Origin of the sequence: Pseudomonas sp., assembly GCF_049301935.1 — a bacterium.
Classification (GTDB): Bacteria; Pseudomonadota; Gammaproteobacteria; order Pseudomonadales; family Pseudomonadaceae; genus Aquipseudomonas.
Window position 1 is genome coordinate 51,619 of sequence record NZ_JBAQLP010000059.1, and the last position, 22,161, is coordinate 73,779.

Genomic DNA, 22,161 nt, shown 5'->3' on the forward strand with positions numbered 1-22,161 from the left:
CGGCCTCAGCGAGTCTTATCGTTGTGGGTCATGGCGGTGTAGAACAGCCAAGACACCAGCAGGATGATCAGGAAGTACACCAAGGAGAACGCCGCCGCCGGGCCCAGGTCGAACTGGCCGATGGCCATCTGCGTCAGGGTCTGACTGAGGAAGGTGGTGGCATTGCCCGGCCCGCCGCCAGTCAGCACGAAGGGCTCGGTGTAGATCATGAAACTGTCCATAAAGCGCAGCATCACCGCGATCAGCAGCACGCTCTTTAGCTTGGGCAGCTGGATATGGCGGAACACGGCCCAGTCGGAGGCGCGGTCGATGCGCGCGGCCTGGTAATACACATCGGGGATGGCGCGCAGGCCCGAATAGCACAGCAGCGCCACCAGCGAGGTCCAGTGCCAGACGTCCATGATCAGCACCGTGACCCAGGCGTCACTGGTGTTGGAGGCGTAGTTGTAGCTGATGCCCAGGCTGTTCAGGCTCCAGCCGAGCAAACCGATGTCGGCACGGCCGAAGATCTGCCAGATGGTGCCGACCACGTTCCACGGAATCAGCAGCGGAATCGCCAGCACGATCAGCACCAGCGAGGCCATGCGCCCCTTGGTCGGCATGCACAGGGCGATGGCAATGCCTAAGGGAATTTCGATCAGCAGCACGCAGGCGGAGAAAATGAACTGGCGCAGCAGCGAGTCATGCAGGCGGGTGTCCTGCAGCACCTGCTTGTACCAGTCGACGCCAACAAAATAGCGCGTGGAATGATCGAAAATATCCTGCACCGAATAGTTGACCACCGTCATCATCGGCACGATGGCGCTGAACGCCACCAGCAGAAATACCGGCAGCACCAGCCACCAGGCCTTGTTGTTCTGCACCTTCATGGCTGCACCTCCAGCGCTTGCGCCTCAACCAGAAAGTCATCGGCATAGAGCATCAGCCACTGCGCCGGAAAGCTCAGGTACACCTGCTGCTGCGGCACGGGCTGGTCTTCCTGCAGACGCACCTTGAGCGACTGGCCATCGAGCTTGAGGGTAAGAATCTTGTAGGTGCCGAGGTCTTCGACGTGCACCACCTCGCCACACAGCGCGTCTTCGTTGGGGCCATCCCAGACGTGGACAAACTCCGGGCGGATACCGATTTTCAGCTTGGCCCCAGGCAGCTCGGCCAGGCGCCGATTGAGCGCCGGCGACAACGGCAGCACGGTGTTGTTGAAGCGCACACCGCCGGCATAGGGCAGCACATCGATCAGGTTCATCCCCGGGCTGCCAATAAAGTAGCCAACAAAGGTATGGCTGGGTCGCTCGAACAACTCCCGCGGAGTGCCGAACTGGACGATCTGCCCGCCGTACATCACCGCGATCTTGTCGGCGAAGGTCGAGGCCTCCAGCTGGTCGTGGGTGACGTAGACCATGGTGATATTGAACTGCTCGTGAATCTGCTTGAGCTTGCGCCGCAGCTTCCACTTCAGGTGCGGGTCGATCACCGTCAGCGGCTCATCGAAGAGAATCGCCGACACGTCATCGCGCACCAGACCGCGACCCATGGAGACCTTCTGCTTCTCGTCGGCGGTCAGATTACGGGCACGCTTGTGCAGTAACGGGTGCAGCTCCAGCACCTCGGCAATTTCGTTGACCTTGCTGAGAATCTTCGCCTCGTTCATGCCCTGGTTGCGCAAGGGGAAGGCCAGGTTGTCGAACACCGTCATGGTGTCGTAGACCACCGGAAACTGGAAAACCTGAGCGATATTGCGTTGCTCCGGGGCCAAGGCATTGACCACCTTGCCATCGAACTGCACCTCGCCATGGGACGGGCTCAGCAGGCCAGAAATGATATTCAGCAGGGTCGACTTGCCGCAGCCCGAAGGCCCCAGCAGCGCATAGGCGCCGCCCTGCGCCCAGACATGGTTCATCTCGCGGATGGCGTAGTCGGCCGCGCCAGCCGGCGCGCGGCTGTAACTGTGGGCCAGGTTATGCAAACGGATCTCGGCCATCAGGCAACCCTCCCCAAGCGGCGGCTGGGCGCCTGGATCAACTGCCCGTCAGCGGCGAAGACAAACAGCTTGTGGGTGGGGATATAGATGAGGATCGGCGTATCCACGTCGTACTCATGCACCCCCGGCAGATGCAGCACCAGCACGAACTGCTCGTTGCGCACATGCAGAAAGGTTTCCGAACCACTGATTTCGGCCAGCTCGACCGTTACCGCCAACTCCAGATCGTCATCGTTGGACGGCACCAGGCCGATATGGCTGGGGCGCACACCGAAGCGGTATTCACCTTCGGCAATGCCTTGCAGGTCCGGGTTGAGCGGGAAATGCACGGTATCGGCAAAGCTCACTTCGGTACCGCTGACGCGCCCCGGCATCAGGTTGATCGCCGGCTCCGAGAACAGCTCGGCGGCCAGCACCTGCTGCGGGCGGTGATAGACCTCGGCGGTCTTGCCACTCTGCACCACCCGCCCCTCATGCAGGATGGTGGTGGTGCCGCCCAGGGCCAGGGCCTCATTGGGCTCGGTGGTGGCATAGATGGCAATGGTGTGGCGGGCCTGGAACAGCTCACGCATTTCCTGGCGCAGCTCTTCACGCAGCTTGTAGTCGAGGTTGACCAGCGGCTCATCAAACAGAATCAAGGAGGCATCCTTGACCAGCGCCCGCGCCATCGCCGTGCGCTGCTGCTGGCCGCCGGACAGCTCCAGCGGGTAGCGCTTGAGCAAACCCTCAATACGCAGCATCTGCGCCGTGGCGTGGACCTTTTCCAGAATCTCGGCCTTGCTCACCCCAGCCTGACGCAGCGGCGAAGCGATGTTCTCGAACACCGTCAGGGTCGGGTAATTGATGAACTGCTGATAAACCATGGAAACGTTGCGCTGGCGCACCGAGACATTGGTCATGTCCGCGCCATTCATCAGGATACGTCCGCTGGTGGGCTTATCCAGACCCGCCATCAGGCGCATCAGGCTGGTCTTGCCAGACAGCGTGCGCCCCAGCAGCACATTGAAGGAGCCGGGTTCGAAGCTCAGGCAGGCATCGTCGATATACAGCTGGTGATCAACGATCCGCGTGACATGCTCCAGGGTAAGTGACATGGGCCGTCCTTTTTCTTGTTATCTGCCCAGCTACAAGGCGAGTTCCGTGCCAACCCGTTTCAACTACTCCAAGCCATTGATTTAAAACAACTGCAGGTGAATTTAGGCAGCCAGCCCAAACACCACTGAACACTTTTGAACAGTGCACAGTGAACAACTGAACAGTCACAGCGTTGACATTGAACAGCCTTCGGCGACACTGCACAGACCCGGCGCAGACCGTGGCCCATAACAACAAGAACCCGCGCGAGAACCCTGTCATGGCTGACGCTGTCACCGCCCTGCCCCACGAGACCATCATCCAGGACTCCTGGACCCGCTGCCGTGACTACGGCCTGACCCACCAGAGCACCCCGATCTTCAACCAGCCCGAGCGCGGTGAAGTCAGCGCCCTGCTGGAAAGCCAGCACGCTCTGGTGCACACCACCCACAAGGAAGTGCTGCCCTACTACGGCACCATCCTGGCCAACTCCAACTGCCTGATCATGCTGGCCGACCACCAGGGCCAGGTGCTGCAGTCCTGGGGTGACCAACGCTTTATCGAGCCCAGCCGCGCCGCCGGCTTCGTCGCCGGGGCCACCTGGCTGGAGCGCTACACCGGCACCAATGCCATCGGCACCGCCCTGAGTTGCGCCCAGGCCGTCCACATTCAGCACGATGAGCACTTTCTCAAAGCCAACCGTTTTATGACCGGCTCGGCCTCGCCGATTTTTGATGAGCAGCGGCAGATGATCGCGGTACTGGATGTCTCCAGTGACAGCTACCTGCCGCCCTCGCACACCCTGGGCATGGTCAAGATGATGAGCCAGTCGGTGGAGAACCGCCTGATTCTCAACCTGTTCCAGCAGCGCTACTTCCAGCTGAGCTTCAACACCAGCCTGGATAACCTCAGCAGCCCCTGGGCCGGCCTGCTGATTTTTGATGAGCAAGGCCAGGTGGTTTCCGCCAACCGCCGTGCCGACAGCCTTTTGGGTGTAGGCCTGGCCCAGGTGAATATCGAAAGCCTGTTCGATGTACCGCTGCAGCAACTGCTCAATCAACCCGAGGCGCTGCCGTTCAACCTGCGCGCCAGCGGACGCTTTCGCTTTCACGCGCAGATCAAACGCCCGCAGCAACCCTTACCAATCCAGGCGCGCGACTTTCGCCAAGCCCAGCAGCCGCCGGCCAGCGCCACTCGCCGCCCATTCACCCTGGCCTCGCTCAACCTCGGCGACCCACGGGTCGATAAAGCCGTGCGCCAGGCCGAGCGCCTGCTGGAAAAAAATATCCCGATCCTGGTACATGGCGAAACCGGGGTCGGCAAGGAAGTCTTCGTCAAAGCCCTGCACCACGCCAGCTCGCGGGCCAGCCAGGCGTTTATCGCGGTCAACTGCGCGGCCATTCCCGCCGAGCTGGTGGAGTCCGAGCTGTTCGGCTATGAAAAAGGCGCGTTTACCGGGGCCAACCAGAAAGGCAGCATCGGCCTGATCCGCAAGGCCGATAAAGGCACGCTATTTCTCGACGAAGTCGGCGATATGCCGCTGCGCGTGCAGGCCCGTCTGCTGCGGGTATTGCAGGAGCGCTGCGTGCAACCGCTGGGCAGCAGTGAGCTGTACCCGGTGGATATCCGCCTGATCTCCGCCACCAACCGTCCGCTGCGCCAGGATGTGGAAAGCGGGTTGTTTCGCCAGGACCTCTACTACCGCATCAGCGGCCTCAACCTGGAGCTGCCGCCGCTGCGCGAACGTACCGACAAGGCCGCCATGGTCCAGCGCATCTGGGACTACCACCGCGAGCCGCAGCAATGGGCAGGGCTAAGTCAGGAGGTGCTGAGCCTGTTCGAGCGTCACCCCTGGCCCGGCAACCTGCGTCAACTGAGCAGCGTCTTGCAGATTGCCCTGGCCATGGCCGAGGACCAGCAGATCCGTGCCGAACACCTGCCGGATGATTTCTTTGCCGATTTACAGCCAGCCACCGGGCCAACAGCTACCACCCAGCCGCCACTGCAACCGCTGGCCAGTGCGGATGACTTAGCCAGCCAGTACCAGGCCTGCGGCGGCAATATCTCGCACCTGGCGCGCAGCCTCGGGGTGAGCCGCAACACGCTGTACAAGCGGCTACGGGAAGTGGGCCTGGCGGCGCGCTAAATCGCCTGCGAACCCGGCCTGAGGCAACCTTATTCACCAGCCATGGACTTATACGGCCCGGATAGGGTCGAAACAGCTAGATCGCTAATTACAGGTTCCCACTGCGAGCACCGCCGCATAGACTCCGCGCACCCTCGACCACCCGCGCCTGCGCCCTGCCAATCCTTTCCCTCGCGAGCCATAGCCTAATGCGTTACCCCGCAACTCCAACCAACGCCTTTTCGCGAATCACGCAGTTGGCCTACGCCTTAATCAGCATGCTGCTGTTGAGCGCCTGCAGCAGCGTTGCGCCGCCCCCACCCAACCCCGAAATTGAGCCGATACGCTTTCTCCTGAGTTTCGATGACGGCCCCAGTGCCAGCACCCGCGATAATCCAACCGAGCAGATCCTCGACAGCCTGGCGGACAACCCGATCCAGCCCGGAATCAAGGCCCTGTTCTTTGTCCAGACCCGCGCTGCCGGAGCCGGTGGCAGCGTGCAGGGTCAGGCGTTGCTGCGCCGTCAGCAACGTGAGGGGCATCTACTGGGTTTTCACACGGCCACCCCAGGCCATGCCAATCACCGCTTCCTTAGCCCTGCGGCGTTGGAACAGTCATTGAAAGATGGCGTAGCCGACCTGACCGCCATCAGCGGCGCCGCGCCGCGCCTGGTACGCCCACCCTTCTGGAACTACGACGAACGCACCTTCGCCGCCTACCAGGCGCACGGCCTGCGCTTGCTGCTGACCGACCTGAGCGCCAACGATGGCAAGACCTGGGGTATCAACGGCAGCCTGCGCCGGCGCAGCAATTTGCGTGACCAGCTGGCGCGGGCCGCACAGCAGATCAGCGTCGGCGCCTTGCCGGCTGTCGATGGGGTGATCCCGGTGGTGGTGACCTTCCATGACCTCAACCCCTACACCGCGCGGCATATGCAGGAATACCTGCAGATCCTGATGGATGTGGCCGAAGATGTGGGCCTGGCCACCGATAAACAGCCGTTCTATGGCCAGCGCGACGCCCTGCAACGCGCCGCCCTCAGACGCGCCCTCGGCGACCCACTGCAATACGCCCGCCTGCCGGGGCTGTGGAACTGGATATGGAACTAGCAACCCGCGCGCAGTAAAAAAGGCCGCTCGAAAGCGGCCTTTTCCATTCAAACAACGGCGCTAGTCGGCCAGACGCCAGGTGGTAGCGCCCTTGCTATCTTCCAACACCACGCCCATGGCGCTGAGCTGATCGCGAATACGATCGGACTCAGCCCAGTTCTTCTCGGCGCGGGCCTGCAGACGTGCAGCAATCAATGCTTCGACTTCGGCAGCATCGACCTTGCCGGCGGCACCGGCCTGGAGGAAAGCCTCAGGTTCCAGCTGCAACACACCGAGCACCCCGGCCAGCTCCTTTAAACGCGCCGCCAGACCAGCAGCGGCCTGCAGATCGCTTTCGCGCAGACGGTTGATCTCACGGGCCAGTTCGAACAATACGGCGCAGGCTTCTGGCGAGTTGAAGTCATCGTCCATGGCTGCCGCAAAACGCTCGACAAAGGCGTCACCGCCCGCAGGTGCAGCAGAGGGCAGGCCCTTAAGTGCGTTGTAGAAACGCTCCAGCGCGCCTTTGGCTTCACGCAGGCTGTCTTCGGAATAGTTGATCGGGCTGCGGTAGTGGCTGGATACGAGCAGGTAGCGCACCACTTCCGGGTGATACTTCTCCAGCACCTCGCGAATGGTGAAGAAGTTGCCCAGGGATTTGGACATCTTCTCGCCATCCACGCGCACCGCGCCGGCGTGCATCCAGGCATTGGCGTAGAGCTTGCCGGTGGCCGCTTCGCTCTGCGCGATTTCGTTTTCGTGGTGCGGGAACACCAGGTCCGGGCCGCCGCCGTGAATGTCGAAAGTCTCGCCCAGGCAGCAGGTGGACATCACCGAGCACTCGATATGCCAGCCCGGCCGCCCTGCGCCCCAAGGCGACTGCCAGCTCGGCTCGCCCGGCTTGACGCCCTTCCACAGGACGAAGTCCAGCGGGTCCTGCTTGGCTTCATCAACCTCGATGCGCGCGCCAATCTTCAGGTCTTCGATCTTCTTGCGCGACAGCTTGCCGTAACCGACGAACTTGCCGACGCGGTAATACACGTCGCCATTACCCGGCGCGTAGGCAAAGCCCTTGTCGATCAGGGTCTGGATCATCGCGTGCATGCCGGCAATATGCCCGGTGGCACGCGGCTCCTGATCCGGGCGCAGCACATTGAGGCGCGCTTCGTCTTCGTGCATGGCCGCAATCATGCGCTCGACCAGCGCCTCGAAGGGCTCGCCGTTCTCGGCCGCGCGTTTGATGATCTTGTCGTCGATGTCGGTGATATTGCGCACGTAGGTCACCTCATAGCCGCGATGGCGCAGCCAGCGGGTCACCACATCGAACGCCACCATCACCCGCGCATGACCGATATGACAGAAGTCGTAAACCGTCATGCCGCACACATACATGCGCACCTGGTTGCCCACCAGCGGTTTGAAGACGTCTTTGCTTTTGGTCAGCGTGTTGTAGATCGAGAGCATCGGGGTTCCTTGGAAAACCACGGGCCAGCGCGCTGGCCCGGTCTATGACGCGTTCGGCTTGATCAAGCCCAGGAATCGCGCAGGGTGACAGTACGATTAAACACCGGCGCACCCGGCTTGCTGTCCTTGATATCGGCGCAGAAGTAGCCTTCGCGCTCGAACTGGAAGCGTTCTTCCGGTGCAGCTTCGGCCAGCGATGGCTCGGCGCGGCAGCCCTTAAGCACAATCAATGATTCTGGATTGATATTGTCGAGGAAGCTGCCGCCCTCCTCGTCCTTCTCCGGGTTGGCGGAGCGGAACAGGCGGTCGTATAGGCGCACTTCGCACTCCACGCTCTCGGCGGCCGGCACCCAGTGGATCACGCCCTTGACCTTACGGCCTTCGGGGTTCTTGCCCAGGGTGTTTTCGTCGTAGCTGCAGTGCAATTCGACGATATTACCGGCGGCATCCTTGATCGCCTCATCCGCGCGAATCACGTAGCTACCGCGCAGGCGCACTTCGCCACCGGGAATCAGACGCTTGAAGCCGTCCGGCGGGGTTTCCTCAAAGTCGCCCGCGTCGATATAGATTTCGCGACTGAACGGCAGCACGCGTACGCCCATATCCTGCTTGGGATGGCGCGGCAGCTCCAGGTTCTCGACCTGGCCTTGCGGATAATTGGTAATAACCACTTTCAGCGGCTTCAGTACGCACATGGCGCGGCCGGCGTTAGCGTCGAGGTCGTCACGGATGGCGAACTCCAGCATGCCCACATCGACCACGCCGCCGGCGCGGTTGACGCCGATCATGTCGCAGAAATTGCGGATCGACGCCGGGGTGTAGCCACGGCGACGAAAGCCGGACAGGGTCGACATGCGTGGATCGTCCCAGCCATTGACGTGCTTCTCGTCAACCAACTGCTTGAGCTTGCGCTTGCTGGTGATGGTGTAGTTCAGGTTCAAACGGGCGAATTCGTACTGACGCGGCTGCGCCGGCACCGGCAACTGCGCCAGGAACCACTCGTACAGTGGGCGGTGGTCTTCAAACTCCAGGGTGCAGATCGAATGGGTGATGCCTTCGATGGCGTCCGACTGACCGTGGGTGAAGTCATAGCTCGGGTAGATGCACCACGTGTCGCCGGTCTGGTGGTGATGGGCGTGGCGAATGCGGTAGAGGATCGGGTCGCGCAGGTTGATGTTCGGCGAGGCCATGTCGATCTTCGCGCGCAGCGAACGGGCACCATCGGCAAACTCGCCGGCCTTCATGCGAGCGAACAGGTCGAGGTTTTCTGCCACCGAACGCTCACGGAACGGGCTGTTCTTGCCCGGCTCGGTGAGGTTGCCACGGTAGGCGCGCATTTCTTCGGCGTTCAGGTCGCAGACAAAGGCCTTGCCAGCCTTGATCAGTTCAATGGCCCAGGCATGCAGCTGGTCGAAGTAATTGGAGGCATAACGCTCCTCGCCCGCCCATTTGAAGCCCAGCCACTCGACATCGCTCTTGATCGCGTCGATGTATTCCTGGTCTTCCTTGGCCGGGTTGGTGTCGTCGAAACGCAGATTGCACTCGCCGCCGAACTCCTCGGCCAGGCCGAAATTCAGGCAGATCGACTTGGCGTGACCAATGTGCAGGTAGCCATTGGGCTCCGGCGGGAAACGGGTGACGATCTTGGCGTGCTTGCCAGCATCCAGATCGGCCTGGACCAGGGGGCGCAAGAAGTTGGCGGCTTTTTCGGCGGTAGGCTTGCTCATGGTGTCCTTAACGGTTGCGTGGCGCGGCTTAGCAGGCCGTTGATGATCCGGCAGGCCGAAGCTCAACGGGTCGAAACAGGCGCTCAGGGTAGGCCGACTAAAACAAAGCGCTTATGATAGCCGAAGCTGTCAACCCCCTGACAGGCCCAAGAACCGCTGCAATGCCCTTTGCTGGAAATTCAGCGGCTCACGGATTTATCGACAGAGCGATTCCCCCATGATCAAGCTGCACACCAACCACGGCGTTATCACCCTTAACCTGTTCGAAGACAAAGCCCCGGAAACCGTGGCCAACTTCAAGCAGTACGTCGAAGAAGGTCATTACAACAACACGGTGTTCCACCGCGTGATCAGCAACTTTATGATCCAGGGCGGCGGTTTCGAGCCGGGCATGAAGCAGAAAGCCACCCGCGCGCCGATCAAGAACGAAGCCAACAACGGCGTTGCCAACAAGATCGGCACCGTGGCCATGGCCCGCACCATGGAGCCGCATTCGGCCTCCGCGCCGTTCTTTATCAACGTCGGCGACAACAGCTTCCTCAACCACAGCGCGCCGACCGTACAAGGCTGGGGCTACGCGGTGTTCGGTGAAGTGGTTGAAGGCATGGACGTGGTCGAGAAGATTAAGGGCGTAGCCACCACCAGCAAATCCGGCCACCAGGATGTACCGGTTGATGACGTGATCATCGAGCGCGCCGAGATCGTTGAGTGATACTGCTGATCTCCGATCTGCATCTTGAACAGGAGCGCCCGGACATCAGCCGGGCGTTTCTGCATTTTCTCGAAACCCGCGCGGTCCAGGCCCAGGCGCTGTATATCCTCGGCGATTTTTTCGAGGTGTGGATCGGCGACGATGCCATCAGCCCCTTTCAACGCGAGATTGCTGGGGCCCTGCGCCAACTCAGCGAGCGCGGCACGCGCCTCTACCTGATGCACGGCAATCGCGACTTCTTAATCGGCAAGGCCTTCTGCCGCGAAGCCGGCTGCACCTTGCTGCCCGACCCCTGCGTGATCGAACTGAACGGTGAGCGCGTGCTGTTGATGCACGGCGACAGCCTGTGCACCCAGGACATCGGTTATATGAAGCTGCGCCGCTGGCTGCGTAACCCGATTGCGCTGTTTATCCTGCGCAACCTGCCGCTGAACACCCGGCAAAAACTGGCGCGCAAACTGCGTAATGAAAGCCGCACGCAAACGCGGATGAAAGCCAGCGAGATTATCGACGTCACCCCAGACGAAGTGTCGCGAGTCATGGTCGAGCATGGCGTACGCACCCTGATTCACGGCCATACCCACCGCCCCGCCATCCATCACCTGCAAGTCAACGGCCAACCCGCGCAACGCATCGTGCTGGGCGACTGGGATAAACAAGGCTGGGCACTGCAGGCAGACCGCCAAGGCATGCAGCAAAGCGCCTTCGCTCTTGAACCTGCGTGAAACCTTGACGGCGCGCACAAAGCGCTGAACGCCGCCTCTTGACGGACGACTCGCCGATCAGCAGCATCGGCGACCTCAAAACGCCATCAAGGATCGATCATGCTGCTCAGCAAGGAATACCTGTTCAAATACGCCATCGCCCCCGCCGCCCTAATTGCGCTGAGTTTTGTCACCTTCAACAGCGTGTTCTTCTATAACGAAGCCGGTTTTGCCACCCACGTGCGGACCATCTTCGGTGAAGAGAAAGTGATCGATGACGTTGGCTACGCCACCAAATGGTTCGGCCGCGCCACCGCCTGGAAGAAGGCCCTGAGCGTGCAATCGGTACTCACCGAAGCCCTGGCCATCGACGACAGCAGCGATAACGACTCACTCGGCGCGACCATCGAAGCCTTCCCCATTGTGTTTCTCGGCAACGTCGACGCCAAGGTCGAGTCCTCGGCACGCTTTCGCCTGCCCGCGGGCGAGCAATTCCTGAAAATCGCCCAGGAATACCGCAACCCGGAGAATTTCATCAAAACCGCGCTGGTGCCGGCTATCAAAGAAACCCTGCAGGCCACCGCTTCGCTGATGAGCGCCGATGATTTTTATGCCGGCGCGCGCAGCGAATTTGCCGCCGAGTTCGAAAATCAATTGAATGACGGCCTGTACCTGATCAAGCGCAAAGAAATTCGCGGCCCGCGTGGCCATCAGCCGAGCCAGACCGCGATTCTGCAAGCAGGTACCGAGCAAGGCGCATTCGGCGACAACAATGTCAGCCAATTCGTCACCGAGAAGGTCATGGACAGCAAGGGCATTCCGGTACGCAAGCAACAGCAGTTCCGCAAATACGGCGTGGAAGTGGTCGAGGCGCGCATCACCAACGTCGACCCCAACCCGCAATACAAGCAGCGCATGGTCAAGGTGCAGCAGGCCCTGGCTGAGCTGGCCGTAGCGCGGCAGAACCGCCTCAAGGAAGAAGAAGAGAAGCTGCTGGTGACCGCCCGTGGTGAAAAGGAAGTCGAAGCGCGCCGCCAGGAAACCCTGCGCGACCAGATCGAACGCACCACCCAGGCGGAAACCGAAAAGCAACTGGCACGTATCAACGCCGAACGGGAAAAAGGCCGCGCCGAGATCGAGAAGCAGACCGCCGAGCTGCTGCGCGACAAAGCGGCGATCACCGCCGACGCGACGAAGATCACCGCCGATGCCGAGGCTTATGCCCGTGAAGCAGTGATCAAGGCCGACGGCGCGCTGCAACCCAAGCTCGATGCACTGATCGCGATCAACAAGGTCTGGGCGCAAGCGGCTGCCCAGGCGCCGGTGCCGAGCGTGATGATGGGGGGCGCTAGCGACGGTGCCAGCAGCCGCCAGGATGAAATCAGCCAACTGATGGGCGTACTGGCCACCAAAGCGGCGCGTGACCTGTCGCTGGACCTGAAAGTACAGCAGTAAGCCCCGCTCCCGCCACAGTTAAGCAGCGCCGGCTGGCTAATGCCGACCCGTTAGGCCCCTGGCCCTGGCGCTTACCAGACGGCACGCAGCGGCCGAGTAGCCGGCCTCAGCCATTTGTCATCTGGATAGCTCGCTCTACGGCTGTTCAGCCAGCTGACGCAGCCCCTGCAAGGTGTTGAACGGCGCATCCACGACAAAACTATTGGCCAACCAGGCCGGCACGCTGCCGCCCGGCTCGGAATGCACCTGATAGATCACTTCGATTTCCCCCCCACGCGGTATCAGGCTCCAGAAACCCTCGACCTTGCTCACCCGCACAAAGCCTGGCTGCAGCGGCAAATAATCGGCCACCCCACGCAGGGTGCGAGTCACCCGGCCATCGGCATCCCGCGTGGTAGTCACCTGCAGAATCGAGTCACGCGGCTGCACCGGCCAGGGTGTATGGAAGCGGCTGTAAGCCCAGCTTAAATCAGCCTCATGTTTGAGCAGCCGCTGCTCGCTGCAGGCATGAATCCAGGCGCACGCCGCACTGACATCATCCTGTAAGGCCAATAGGCGCGGCATATCCGTCCGTATACGGGTGACCCCGCGAAACGCCTGAAAGCTTGAGCCGGGAACCTGCTGCAGATAGACCTGAATGCCCGCCTCATCCTTGACCAGACGCCATGGCGCCGCCTGCGCCCCGCTCATCGCCAGCAACGCGGCAAGCCCCAAGAACAGCCCTGTAAAGCGCACCATCATGCCTCCGCCAGCCGACAACCTAGCGCCACAGTATCAGACGGCAACTGCCGTGCTCTGCTCCAGCCAGCCGATCAACTGTAGGGCCTCTGCCGTAGTACTGCCGCACACATACTCGGCGGCATGAAACGCCGAACACACCGCAGGCCGTTCGGGTTGGCCGAAGATCAGGCAGAAGTTATTGGCATCCAGCTGCACGCAGCGCACACCCGCCGGTTTGCCAGCGGGCATACCGGGGATGGGGGAGCTGATCGAGGGGGCAATGCAGCAGGCGCCGCAGCCGGCACGGCAATTCATGACAGGAAAACCTCAAACACAACAGCACGGGGCACAGGCCGACGATTCTACGTGGGCGTAGGCGGCTTGGCAGCCGGTCACGTGCAGATTCAGGCGAGCGGTAGGCGCAGGCGAAACTGCGTGCCCTGCCCCGGCGCGCTACGTACCTGCAGTTCTGCGCCAAGAATACCCACCGCCAGCTGGTGGGTGATGTGCAAACCAAGCCCGGTGCCGCCACGCCCGCGGCGGGTGGTAAAGAACGGATCAAAGATCTTGCCCAGCACCTCTTCGCTCATGCCATCGCCGTTATCGCAGACTTCAATCACGCACTCGCAGCGCACCTTGTCATGGTCAACCCGCACCGTCACCACGCCGTTCATGCCCGAGTCGAAAGCGTGGATCAGCGCATTGTCGATAAGGTTTTGCAGAATCTGCCCCAAAGGCCCCGGATAGCTGTCGAGCATCAGGCTCTGCGGCAACTCCAGCTGCACACGATGGTTGGACTGTTTGAGCTTGGGGGTAAACAGCAGCATGACCTCGCCCACCAACTCGACCAGATCAAAGCGGCGCCGCTCAGTACTCGCCCGGTCGCTGGCCAGTTGTTTGAAGGCCCGAGTCAGTTGCGCCATACGCGTCAGGCTATTGAGGATGATCGCCAGACCCTCATCATTGCGTTGCACATAGCGCTCCAGCGCCGAACGCTGCAGCCCTTCAGTGAGGCTCTTCTGCAGGCTCTGGTTGCCTTTATCCAGGGTTGACGCAGCCATGCTGGCCGCGCCGATCGGGGTGTTGAGCTCATGCGCCACGCCGGCCACCAGGGTGCCCAGCGAAGAGAGCTTTTCCGCCTGGATCAGGGCGCCGCGCGTGCGCTGCAGCTGCTCAACCGTGTCACGCAGCTCAGTATTGCGCTGCTGCAACGCCTGACTGCTGACTTCCAGCGCCTCACGCACCTGATTACGCTCAAACTCCGCTAAACCCAGACGCAAGACCACCAACAGACCGAGGCAGAGCATCACGCACACGAACAACAGCACCTGCCAGAGCACGGCCATCCTAAGCGCCTGCACCTGCTGACCGGGTAGATGGGAAACCAGCAGCCAGCGCTCACCCGTTTCTACCGTTTTATTACCACGCTGATAAGGGTCGAACTGATTGAACGCCCAGTAGCCGGCACTATCACTAAACACGCCATTGCGTGCGGCCTGCATACGCCGCCAGCTATCGGGAAAGCGGCTGGCCAGCGTTGCCTCAGGTTTGCCCAAGGCAAAGCCCCAGGCATCCTGCGCATCGGCGGCAAGCATCCAGTAACCTTCATGGTCGACCAGAGTCAGGTTGTTGCCATAGAGCTTGGACACCTCGGCCAGACGCTGCAGCAGCACTTGCCCCAGATAATTGAGGATCAGAATGCCGCGCCGTTTGCCCTCGCCATCGAAGATCGGCTCGGCACCACGCAGCGTGGGCTTGAGCGGTCGCTCGACGGCGCCGGAGTCGGCATTCAAATCAAAACGCGAGAGGTAGAATGCGCCTTGCGGCAGGTTCATGGTTTCCACGAAGTAGTAATGCTGCGCCTGGTTGTGCAAGTGTGCTTGCTCGCGAACCTGCGGCTGACCATCGAGCCAATCGACCCGCACCTGCTCCGCGCCTCGCTCGTCCAGCCAACGAATCTGGTCATAGACCGCGCTGCTGCGGGCGAACTCGATAAACAGCTGACTCAGGGCACGCCGGTTGTCCGCACTGGGGTCGCGCAGCACCTCGGCCAACAGCGGCTGTTGCGTGAGAAATTGCAGATTGCCGCGCAAGGTCGCCAGGTGCCGATTGAGCACGCCGCCGCCCTCATTCAGGCTGATCTGCTGATCGCGCAGTAGCGGCTCCAGCCGCGCATCCAGCAGGCGCTCATAGAGCAGCGCCATCAGCAGCAGAATCAGTAGGGTCCACGGCACAAATAACAGCAACAGGTTGCGCCTGACCGGTTGCGCTAACAGTCGACTGCGCCAGGCTTGCTGCATCAGGTCGGGCGCTCCGGCCAGGCGCTTAGCCAGTTGAGCAAATCGGCGCAGGCCATCGGCTTGGCAAACAGATAGCCCTGCGCCTGCCGACAGCCGTGTTGGAGAATCCAGTCGGCCTGCTGCTGGGTCTCGACCCCTTCGGCAATTACCTGCATACCGACCCGTGCGGCAATCTGGATCACCGCCTCGGCGATCATCTGCTGGTCGCTGACCTCGCCAATTTCCAGAATAAAACTGCGGTCGATTTTCAGCCGATCCGCCGGCAACAAACGCAGGTAGCTGAGCGATGAGAAGCCGGTGCCAAAGTCATCGATGGCCACCTCCACGCCCATGGCGCGCAGCGCGCGGAGCTTTTCACAGACGGTATCGAAGGTGCGCATGGCCACCGATTCGGTAATTTCCACCTCGATCTGCTCAGGCGCGACCCCAGCGGCCTGCAAATGCGAATTAAACCGTTCGATAAAGTCATGTTGCAGCAGCTGCGGCGCGGAAACGTTGACCGCGACGCGGATTTGCGGGTAACCGGCATCGGCCAGCTGCTTCGCGGCTTGCAGGGCCAAACGCATCAGTAGATCGCCCAACGGCAGGATGTAACCGGTGGCCTCGGCCAGGGGGATAAAACTCAAGGGCGGAACCATCTTGCCGTCGGCCTTGCGCCAGCGCGCCAGGGCTTCCACACCGGTGACGCGACGGGTTTGCAGGTCGATCTGTGGCTGCAACTCGACGCTGATCTGCCCGGCCTCCACCGCATCACGTAGGGCCAGCAGCATGCGGTAGGACTCGGCATGCGCACCTTGCAGGCGCGGATCATAGACGCCGTGCTGGTCATGGCCCAGACGCTTGGCCTGTTTCAGGGTCAGCAGCGCATCCTGCAGAGCCACGCTGGCGCTGCCGGTAAAGTCGGCCAGGTGCATGGTCACGCTGCTCAGGCTGTGCACCTGACCCAGTTCATAGGGCCGCTTATGCCGACGAAACAGTGCCACCACGTCAGCGGCATTGACCTGCGTTGGCGGGCCGAGGATGGCAAACAGGTCATCGCGCACCCGCGCAATCAGCACCTCATGGGTGAAGGCGTCGCGCAGCTTCTTCGCCACCAGGCCGAGGATAAAGTCGCCATATCCAGTGCCAAAGGCGGTGTTGGCTCCGGAGAAATTGTCGATATCGATCAACACCAGCACCCGCTGATCCTTGGCCTCGGACTTCAGCGTCATGTCCAGCATGCGGATCAGCGCATTGCGGTTGGGGATCTTCAGCAGGTCATCCTGATAGGCCATTTCCTCCAGGCGACTGAACAGTGCAACGTTGTACAGGCCACGGCTGATGCTGGCGCTGAACACCTTGAGCAGCTCCAGCTCGGTGTCATCCAGCGTCCGCGTACTGTCGATATAACAGACGTAGTCGGCACCGGCCTGAAAGCGCGGAAAGAACAATACCGTGCAATCGCTCAGGCGCAGGGTCTGCTGCGCTTGCAGGCATTGCCGCACAGCCGCGGCAACCGGCGACTGCAACACGTCCAGATGAGCGTCGATGCTGGCGAAGAAGCGCCCACTGGCGCTGACAATCCGCGCATTCGGCACCGCTGTGCTGTCGCCCTCGTCGGCGCGCACACAGATAATGCCCTCGGTCTGCAGCCCAAGCAGCGCGGTGATTTCCGAGAGAATCTTGGCTGACAGCTCGCGGGTATTTTTCGAGCAGAACAACGCATTGCTCGACTCGACGATCATTTGCAAGCCACGCCGGGCGTTGGCTACCGCCCTGAGCTGGGCATAACCGCGTACCGCAGCGGTGAGTACGGTGAGCAAACGTTCGGCACCGAGCTCGCTCTTGGTCCAGTAATCATTGATGTCGTAATCACGCATCACCTCATGGGCCGGGGCCAGGCCAGGCTCGCCGGTGAGCATCACCACACGGGTTTCGCGGTTGCCGATCACCTCGCGCAACGCCTTGATCAGGCGCAGGCCGGCATCTTCGGTTTCCATCACCACATCGAGCAATACCAGGGCGATATCATGGTGCTTGGCCAACAGCATCGAGGCTTCACGGCAGCTAAAGGCCTGGATCAGCTCGATACGCCCGCCCAGTAGCTCCAGTTCGCTGAGGGCGAAGGCGGTGGCGCGCTGAAAGTCGGCGTCATCATCAACGGCCAACACGCGCCACACGGGCTGACGGGGAGCGCCTGGGAGGTTGTCGTCGCTAAATGCAAATTGATCATCCATGAACAGTGCCTGGGATAGTGAAAACAGCGCCGAATCCGGCCTGGCTTTGCGCACAGTATAGACGGCCGTTCTCGGCCGCCAGGCAATCTCAGGCGCTTTAGCGCTTGTGCAGACGGGCAAACAGGCTGGAAGTGTCCCAACGGCCGCCGCCCATGCCCTGGACATCAGCATAGAACTGATCGACCAGCGCGGTGACCGGCAGCTGCGCGCCATTGCTGCGGGCTTCGGCCAGCAGGATCGACAGATCCTTGCGCATCCAGTCCACGGCAAAGCCGTGCTCGAACTCGCCGGCCAGCATGGTTTTATGCCGATTTTCCAGCTGCCAGGACTGCGCTGCGCCCTTGCTGATCACCTCCATCGCGCCATGCGCGTCCAGGCCCGCGCACTCGGCGAAATGCAGGGCCTCAGACAAGCCCTGAACCAGCCCGGCGATGCAGATCTGGTTGACCATCTTGGTCAGCTGGCCGCTGCCGGCCTCGCCCATCAGCCGGGCCATGCGTGCATAGGCCTGAATGATCGGCTCAGCCCTGGCGTAGGTCGCAGCCGTACCGCCGACCATAATGGTCAGCGCACCGCTCTGCGCCCCCGCCTGACCACCAGACACCGGCGCATCGAGAAAGCCCAGCTGGCGCGCGGCTGCCAATTCGGCCAATTCACGGGCGACCTGCGCCGAGGCTGTGGTGTGATCGACCAGCACCGCACCAGGCTGCATACCGGCGAAAGCGCCCTGCTCGCCCAGCACCACGCTGCGCAGGTCATCATCATTGCCCACGCAGACCATCACAAATTCGGCACCCGCGGCCGCTTCACGCGGGGTTGGCGCGAGGCTGCCAGGGTATTCGGCGGCCCACTGCGCGGCCTTGGCGGCGCTGCGGTTGTACACACACACCTGATGCCCAGCGCGCGCCAGGTGCCCGGCCATCGGATAACCCATTACGCCCAGCCCGATAAACGCCAGCTTTGCCATATCCACCTCTACTGTCGGGCGCCATCCGCAGCGCACTTCTAGTTAACCGCATATCCGCGCGGTATGGCGGATACGAACCCGCCTGCAAGCATGCCCGCCACATGGGATCAGCGCCAGTACAGCCATAGGGCAAAACTGTATAGATGCACCCGACCAATAGGCTTTACCCAACGCCGAAACTGCTTCCATACTCGCCGCACGCTAAGGAGGGCTTATGCAGTATTGGCTGGTAATCGACCTGGAAGCCACCACCGAAGAAGGCGGCTGGCCGGTCACAGAGATGGAAATCATCGAAATTGGCGCCAGTCTGGTCAACCCTGGCGGCCATGAAATCGCGTATTTCCAGCGTTTCGTGCGACCCACCCGGCGCCCGCACCTGACCCACTTCTGCCGTCAGCTCACCCAGATCAGCCAGGCCGATGTCGATGCCGCCGCGCCGCTGAGTGCAGTGTGGGCGCAATTCGAACGCTGGCTGCTGGCCCATCAAGGGCAACTGGCGGGCTGGGCCAGCTGGGGCGACTACGATCGCCGTCAGCTCGAACAGGAATGGCGCGCCCACGAACTGCAGAGCCAACTGAGCCAGATCGCCCATCTCAACCTGAAAAAACGCTTCGCCGAAGCCCGCCAACTGCCCAGCCCGATTGGCCTGAAGATGGCGCTGAATCTGGCTGGCCTGCAGTTCCAGGGCCAGCAGCACCGCGCCCTGACCGATGCGCGTAATACCGCCCGGCTGCTGCCGCTGGTGTTGCCGGTGCAAAGCAGATGACGCAGAAAAACCGCTTGGGCATACTGGCATGCCTTTTTTATGGCCTGCCGCTACTGGCAACCAGCCTTTTTAATCCCCTTTCGAGGAACTGCAGATGTTCAAGGTCAATGAATACTTCGACGGCACCGTCAAATCCATCGCCTTCGGCATGGCTGAAGGCCCGGCCACCATTGGCGTAATGGCTGCAGGCGAGTACGAATTCGGCACCAACCAGCTGGAAATCATGCACGTGGTCGCCGGCGCCCTGACCGTGAAACTGCCAGGCAGCGAAAACTGGCAAACCTTCAGCAGCGGCAGCCAGTTCACCGTGCCGGCCGACAGCAAGTTCCAGCTTAAGGTAGCAGCTGATACCGCCTACCTGTGTGAATATCGCTAGACCTTGGCGCGCCCGAGAGCCGGCTTTATTCTGATTGTGAAACCCGCTTAACCGAGGCGGACCGCTCCCTACGCCGCGATTGAGTCGGGGCGTAGTTTTTTGCCTAAAGCGCAACCAGCCTCGCGCTCAGAGCGCCCCGTTCAATCATGCGGCGGGCACCAAACGAGGCAATGCCGCAGTGCGGTTGTGAGCCCTGCCAAAGGGTTTAATGCCTGGAAATCGCTTAAAAATGCCGTCAGGCCGACGCGGCCATAGGCCGGAAACTAAAGTAATGGCGTAGCGCATCGACCATTTCGACATAATCGCCCGGCGGCGCAACCAAAGCGAAGCCAGAGTCATAACAGCCGGGGGTGACATCCTCGCGAGACCATTGGCAGGTAGCCGAGAAATCGATGCAGTGCGGCGCATCGCGCCCTGGAATCTTCAGGCGCATATCAAAGCGCGCACCCACCAGCAGAGGCAGCTGGCTGATCAGCATCAGCCCGTCCAGGGAGACGTTACCGATATAGCCCATGGGCTTGTCGGTAATGCGGTTGAACACCTTCAGGTAGTAGGGCAACTGATGGCGCTCGATGCTGCGCTGAACATGCTTTTGCATAGTGGCAAATCGCTATAGATGGCCATTGAGTATGGCCCCACTACTGCGCTTAAACCAGTTTCAGGAACAGCGTTCAGACACTCGGCTTTGCAGTTGCTGACGAGCGGTATCGACCTGCTCATCAGTATAGAAGCTGCGCTGGCCATCCGCTTCGGTACGGTAATAGCTGCGTCCTTCGGGAATAGAGGCCAACTGCCGGCGCAGCTCACGGCACTCCTCGGCGCGTTTGGCCTGGTGTTGCGCAGCCACCGCCGAGGCCTGCGCCTGCTCTTCACGACGCGCATCGTAAAAACGAGTGGTCCGTTCTTCGCGCTCGCGGGTCAGCTGGTCACGCTCAACCACCTGCGGCTTGACCTCAACCTTCTCGGCCCCAGCCGCCGCTGGACGTTGGCCGAAATGCACCTGGCCATTGGCATCGGTCCAGCGATAGATTTCCGCAGCTGCCAACCCTGGCAGTAACAACAGGCACAACAAGATGCGCATGGATTCCCTCCCGTAAATGCTCAGCTTACCGCCGAGAATAGCCTTCTATGGCCTGTAACGACCAGCGGTCAGGGTTTGACCGGGGTGACCTTGACTGGCGCATCGACACTCTCATGCCCCAACTGACGTAAGGTATCCATGCGCGCGCGGGCACGGTAGGCGTACTCGCTGGTTGGGTAATGCGTCGCAATAAACTGATAGGTCTGCATGGCATCGACGAACAGCGCCTGACGCTCCAGACACTGGCCGCGCAGCAGAGAGATTTCCGGCTGTATATAGCTGCGCGAGCGACTGCGGCGCTCTGCCTTGGACAGAGACAGGATCACTTCCTCGCATTCGCCACGCTCATAGGCCTCATAGGCATTGTTCAAATGCCTGTCCAGACTATGCCGGCTACACCCCATCACGCTCAGCACCAGCAGTACCAACACAAGAATTCGCATAAGCCTCTCCTCAATGAGCAGTGTATCGACTGCCCGGGAAAATTCTGCAGCACCATATCCTCTGATGGGTAATGCCGCTCGCCACTTGGCCAGCGTCCGCATGCCTGACTAGACTGGCGCGCAACGGCCATTGTGCCCAGGAGCTGTCATGTCGTCGCCATCTCGCCTGCTCGTGCTGCTGTGTAGCACGCTGTTGAGCGCTTGCTCGCCCACCACGCCGCTGTTTATTGCGCAGATCACCACCAACGAAGTGGTCGAATACAAAACCCTGAAGAATAACCGCATGCTCGCCGCCATTGAGGATGAAGGCGACCTGCTGACCTACAGCGCCCAGGCCATCCGCGATGCCAAGAGCGAACAGGCCGAGCAGCTGTACCTGAGCGGTTACCGTGACGAGAAGCTTAGCGACGAGGTGCGCGCCATCTCGCTGTACCAGATCGGCCTGCTCTATATGAACCGCTTCAACGAGCAGCGCGACGACAACAAGGCGCTCAACTATTTCTATCAGGTGCTCAACCAGTTCCCCGCCAGCCGCGCCGCCGAACGGGCCGAGGCGCGCATCCTGATGATCCGCGAGCGCGCAGACGAGCCGGTGCACAAGACCTCACGCGAGCTGCTCACGCACTGGAAGCCCAATCAGCAGCTTGATCTGTATAAGCCCAGCCTCGACCCGGACATGACCCTGCTGTCGCGGCGCGCCGTACTGAAAAACCGCGTCGGCGAAGCCGAAGAACTGTACCTGCTGGCCCTGAGCGACCCCGGCATCCCCGCCGATATCAAGGAAAAGGCCCTGTACCAGCTCGGCCTTATGCACCTGGCCCCGGACAACCCCCAGGTCAGCCGCGACAAGGCCATCACCTACCTGCGCCGCCTGCTGGTGCAATATCCCAGCAGCGCGCTGAACCACAAGGCCGCCCGCCATCTGGACCAGGCGCTTAATCGCTAGCAGGCCGGGCCAGGTAGTG

Annotated in this window: 21 protein-coding genes; 8 read left to right on the forward strand and 13 right to left on the reverse strand. The window is 61.4% G+C overall.

The window, feature by feature from the left end:
* Positions 1-5 precede the first annotated feature (5 nt).
* From WA145_RS08880 to WA145_RS08890, 3 genes are read right to left on the reverse strand one after another with little or no spacing between them, the layout of a single operon-like run.
* A complete protein-coding gene (locus tag WA145_RS08880; RefSeq protein ID WP_160014187.1) occupies positions 6-869 on the reverse strand; it encodes a carbohydrate ABC transporter permease in 864 nt (287 codons plus the stop codon).
* Positions 866-1,978: an ABC transporter ATP-binding protein gene (locus WA145_RS08885; protein ID WP_422581230.1), complete on the reverse strand. Its 1,113-nt coding sequence runs from the start codon at positions 1,976-1,978 to the stop codon at positions 866-868. Before WA145_RS08885 ends, WA145_RS08880 begins: the two co-directional genes overlap by 4 nt.
* Positions 1,978-3,072, reverse strand: a complete 1,095-nt coding sequence (locus WA145_RS08890) for an ABC transporter ATP-binding protein (RefSeq protein ID WP_422581231.1) — start codon at positions 3,070-3,072, stop codon at positions 1,978-1,980. Before WA145_RS08890 ends, WA145_RS08885 begins: the two co-directional genes overlap by 1 nt.
* Before the next feature lie 260 nt (positions 3,073-3,332).
* Here WA145_RS08890 and WA145_RS08895 point away from each other — a divergent pair, with 260 nt between their 5' ends.
* Positions 3,333-5,198: a sigma-54-dependent Fis family transcriptional regulator gene (locus WA145_RS08895; protein WP_422581232.1), complete on the forward strand. Its 1,866-nt coding sequence runs from the start codon at positions 3,333-3,335 to the stop codon at positions 5,196-5,198.
* A gap of 257 nt (positions 5,199-5,455) precedes the next feature.
* The gene (locus WA145_RS08900) at positions 5,456-6,286 is read left to right on the forward strand and encodes a polysaccharide deacetylase family protein (protein ID WP_422581308.1); all 831 of its coding nucleotides are present in this window, start codon (positions 5,456-5,458) and stop codon (positions 6,284-6,286) included.
* 60 nt (positions 6,287-6,346) lie between these two features.
* Here the strand turns inward: WA145_RS08900 and cysS are convergent, their stop codons facing one another.
* Both cysS and WA145_RS08910 read right to left on the reverse strand, forming a co-directional pair.
* Positions 6,347-7,729: a cysteine--tRNA ligase gene (gene cysS / locus WA145_RS08905; protein WP_422581233.1), complete on the reverse strand. Its 1,383-nt coding sequence runs from the start codon at positions 7,727-7,729 to the stop codon at positions 6,347-6,349.
* A gap of 62 nt (positions 7,730-7,791) precedes the next feature.
* Positions 7,792-9,456, reverse strand: a complete 1,665-nt coding sequence (locus tag WA145_RS08910) for a glutamine--tRNA ligase/YqeY domain fusion protein (RefSeq protein WP_422581234.1) — start codon at positions 9,454-9,456, stop codon at positions 7,792-7,794.
* 217 nt (positions 9,457-9,673) lie between these two features.
* Between WA145_RS08910 and WA145_RS08915 the strand changes: the two genes are divergently transcribed.
* The 3 genes from WA145_RS08915 (at position 9,674) to WA145_RS08925 (ending at position 12,327) form a co-directional block, all read left to right on the forward strand.
* Positions 9,674-10,168, forward strand: coding sequence for a peptidylprolyl isomerase (locus WA145_RS08915; RefSeq protein WP_422581235.1), 495 nt, complete (start codon positions 9,674-9,676; stop codon positions 10,166-10,168).
* Positions 10,165-10,893 carry a UDP-2,3-diacylglucosamine diphosphatase gene (lpxH, locus tag WA145_RS08920; RefSeq protein WP_422581236.1) on the forward strand — a complete coding sequence of 243 codons (729 nt, stop codon included), beginning with the start codon at positions 10,165-10,167 and terminating at the stop codon, positions 10,891-10,893. Before WA145_RS08915 ends, lpxH begins: the two co-directional genes overlap by 4 nt.
* Positions 10,894-10,992: 99 nt before the next feature.
* Entirely contained in the window at positions 10,993-12,327 is a 1,335-nt protein-coding gene (locus WA145_RS08925) for an SPFH domain-containing protein (protein WP_422581237.1), read from the forward strand.
* 135 nt (positions 12,328-12,462) lie between these two features.
* Here WA145_RS08925 and WA145_RS08930 read toward each other — a convergent pair whose 3' ends face one another.
* The 5 genes from WA145_RS08930 to WA145_RS08950 all read right to left on the reverse strand — a co-directional run bounded on the left by WA145_RS08930 (position 12,463) and on the right by WA145_RS08950 (position 18,536).
* A complete protein-coding gene (locus WA145_RS08930; protein ID WP_422581238.1) occupies positions 12,463-13,065 on the reverse strand; it encodes an START domain-containing protein in 603 nt (200 codons plus the stop codon).
* Between the two features lie 36 nt (positions 13,066-13,101).
* On the reverse strand, positions 13,102-13,362 hold the full coding sequence (locus tag WA145_RS08935) for a YkgJ family cysteine cluster protein (RefSeq protein WP_422581239.1): 261 nt from the start codon (positions 13,360-13,362) through the stop codon (positions 13,102-13,104).
* Positions 13,363-13,451: 89 nt separating this feature from the next.
* Entirely contained in the window at positions 13,452-15,347 is a 1,896-nt protein-coding gene (locus WA145_RS08940; RefSeq protein ID WP_422581240.1) for a sensor histidine kinase, read from the reverse strand.
* Complete coding sequence (locus WA145_RS08945; protein WP_422581241.1) at positions 15,347-17,563, reverse strand: putative bifunctional diguanylate cyclase/phosphodiesterase; 2,217 nt, start codon at positions 17,561-17,563, stop codon at positions 15,347-15,349. The genes WA145_RS08940 and WA145_RS08945 overlap by 1 nt, the downstream gene beginning before the upstream one ends.
* A 97-nt stretch (positions 17,564-17,660) precedes the next feature.
* The gene (locus WA145_RS08950; protein ID WP_422581242.1) at positions 17,661-18,536 is read right to left on the reverse strand and encodes an NAD(P)-dependent oxidoreductase; all 876 of its coding nucleotides are present in this window, start codon (positions 18,534-18,536) and stop codon (positions 17,661-17,663) included.
* Between the two features lie 208 nt (positions 18,537-18,744).
* Here WA145_RS08950 and WA145_RS08955 point away from each other — a divergent pair, with 208 nt between their 5' ends.
* Positions 18,745-19,296, forward strand: coding sequence for an exonuclease domain-containing protein (locus WA145_RS08955; protein ID WP_422581243.1), 552 nt, complete (start codon positions 18,745-18,747; stop codon positions 19,294-19,296).
* A gap of 94 nt (positions 19,297-19,390) precedes the next feature.
* Positions 19,391-19,672, forward strand: a complete 282-nt coding sequence (locus tag WA145_RS08960) for a pyrimidine/purine nucleoside phosphorylase (RefSeq protein WP_422581244.1) — start codon at positions 19,391-19,393, stop codon at positions 19,670-19,672.
* Between the two features lie 235 nt (positions 19,673-19,907).
* On the opposite strand, the gene WA145_RS08965 is transcribed toward WA145_RS08960, so the two are convergent.
* The 3 genes from WA145_RS08965 to WA145_RS08975 form a co-directional block, all read right to left on the reverse strand.
* Positions 19,908-20,270 carry a PilZ domain-containing protein gene (locus WA145_RS08965; protein WP_422581245.1) on the reverse strand — a complete coding sequence of 121 codons (363 nt, stop codon included), beginning with the start codon at positions 20,268-20,270 and terminating at the stop codon, positions 19,908-19,910.
* A gap of 60 nt (positions 20,271-20,330) precedes the next feature.
* Entirely contained in the window at positions 20,331-20,753 is a 423-nt protein-coding gene (locus tag WA145_RS08970; protein WP_422581246.1) for a DUF4124 domain-containing protein, read from the reverse strand.
* Between the two features lie 68 nt (positions 20,754-20,821).
* The gene (locus WA145_RS08975) at positions 20,822-21,196 is read right to left on the reverse strand and encodes a tetratricopeptide repeat protein (protein WP_422581247.1); all 375 of its coding nucleotides are present in this window, start codon (positions 21,194-21,196) and stop codon (positions 20,822-20,824) included.
* A gap of 148 nt (positions 21,197-21,344) precedes the next feature.
* Between WA145_RS08975 and WA145_RS08980 the strand changes: the two genes are divergently transcribed.
* Complete coding sequence (locus WA145_RS08980) at positions 21,345-22,142, forward strand: tetratricopeptide repeat protein (protein WP_422581248.1); 798 nt, start codon at positions 21,345-21,347, stop codon at positions 22,140-22,142.
* Positions 22,143-22,161 lie beyond the last annotated feature (19 nt).

What these genes read in the sequence shown, in the direction of transcription:
- WA145_RS08880 (WP_160014187.1), bottom strand. Translation starts at nt 869, where the DNA reads ATGAAGGTGCAGAACAACAAGGCCTGGTGGCTGGTGCTGCCGGTATTT.
- WA145_RS08885 (WP_422581230.1), bottom strand. Translation starts at nt 1,978, where the DNA reads ATGGCCGAGATCCGTTTGCATAACCTGGCCCACAGTTACAGCCGCGCG.
- WA145_RS08890 (WP_422581231.1), bottom strand. Translation starts at nt 3,072, where the DNA reads ATGTCACTTACCCTGGAGCATGTCACGCGGATCGTTGATCACCAGCTG.
- WA145_RS08895 (WP_422581232.1), top strand. Translation starts at nt 3,333, where the DNA reads ATGGCTGACGCTGTCACCGCCCTGCCCCACGAGACCATCATCCAGGAC.
- WA145_RS08900 (WP_422581308.1), top strand. Translation starts at nt 5,456, where the DNA reads ATGCTGCTGTTGAGCGCCTGCAGCAGCGTTGCGCCGCCCCCACCCAAC.
- cysS (WP_422581233.1), bottom strand. Translation starts at nt 7,729, where the DNA reads ATGCTCTCGATCTACAACACGCTGACCAAAAGCAAAGACGTCTTCAAA.
- WA145_RS08910 (WP_422581234.1), bottom strand. Translation starts at nt 9,456, where the DNA reads ATGAGCAAGCCTACCGCCGAAAAAGCCGCCAACTTCTTGCGCCCCCTG.
- WA145_RS08915 (WP_422581235.1), top strand. Translation starts at nt 9,674, where the DNA reads ATGATCAAGCTGCACACCAACCACGGCGTTATCACCCTTAACCTGTTC.
- WA145_RS08925 (WP_422581237.1), top strand. Translation starts at nt 10,993, where the DNA reads ATGCTGCTCAGCAAGGAATACCTGTTCAAATACGCCATCGCCCCCGCC.
- WA145_RS08930 (WP_422581238.1), bottom strand. Translation starts at nt 13,065, where the DNA reads ATGGTGCGCTTTACAGGGCTGTTCTTGGGGCTTGCCGCGTTGCTGGCG.
- WA145_RS08935 (WP_422581239.1), bottom strand. Translation starts at nt 13,362, where the DNA reads ATGAATTGCCGTGCCGGCTGCGGCGCCTGCTGCATTGCCCCCTCGATC.
- WA145_RS08940 (WP_422581240.1), bottom strand. Translation starts at nt 15,347, where the DNA reads ATGCAGCAAGCCTGGCGCAGTCGACTGTTAGCGCAACCGGTCAGGCGC.
- WA145_RS08945 (WP_422581241.1), bottom strand. Translation starts at nt 17,563, where the DNA reads ATGGATGATCAATTTGCATTTAGCGACGACAACCTCCCAGGCGCTCCC.
- WA145_RS08955 (WP_422581243.1), top strand. Translation starts at nt 18,745, where the DNA reads ATGCAGTATTGGCTGGTAATCGACCTGGAAGCCACCACCGAAGAAGGC.
- WA145_RS08960 (WP_422581244.1), top strand. Translation starts at nt 19,391, where the DNA reads ATGTTCAAGGTCAATGAATACTTCGACGGCACCGTCAAATCCATCGCC.
- WA145_RS08965 (WP_422581245.1), bottom strand. Translation starts at nt 20,270, where the DNA reads ATGCAAAAGCATGTTCAGCGCAGCATCGAGCGCCATCAGTTGCCCTAC.
- WA145_RS08970 (WP_422581246.1), bottom strand. Translation starts at nt 20,753, where the DNA reads ATGCGCATCTTGTTGTGCCTGTTGTTACTGCCAGGGTTGGCAGCTGCG.
- WA145_RS08975 (WP_422581247.1), bottom strand. Translation starts at nt 21,196, where the DNA reads ATGCGAATTCTTGTGTTGGTACTGCTGGTGCTGAGCGTGATGGGGTGT.
- WA145_RS08980 (WP_422581248.1), top strand. Translation starts at nt 21,345, where the DNA reads ATGTCGTCGCCATCTCGCCTGCTCGTGCTGCTGTGTAGCACGCTGTTG.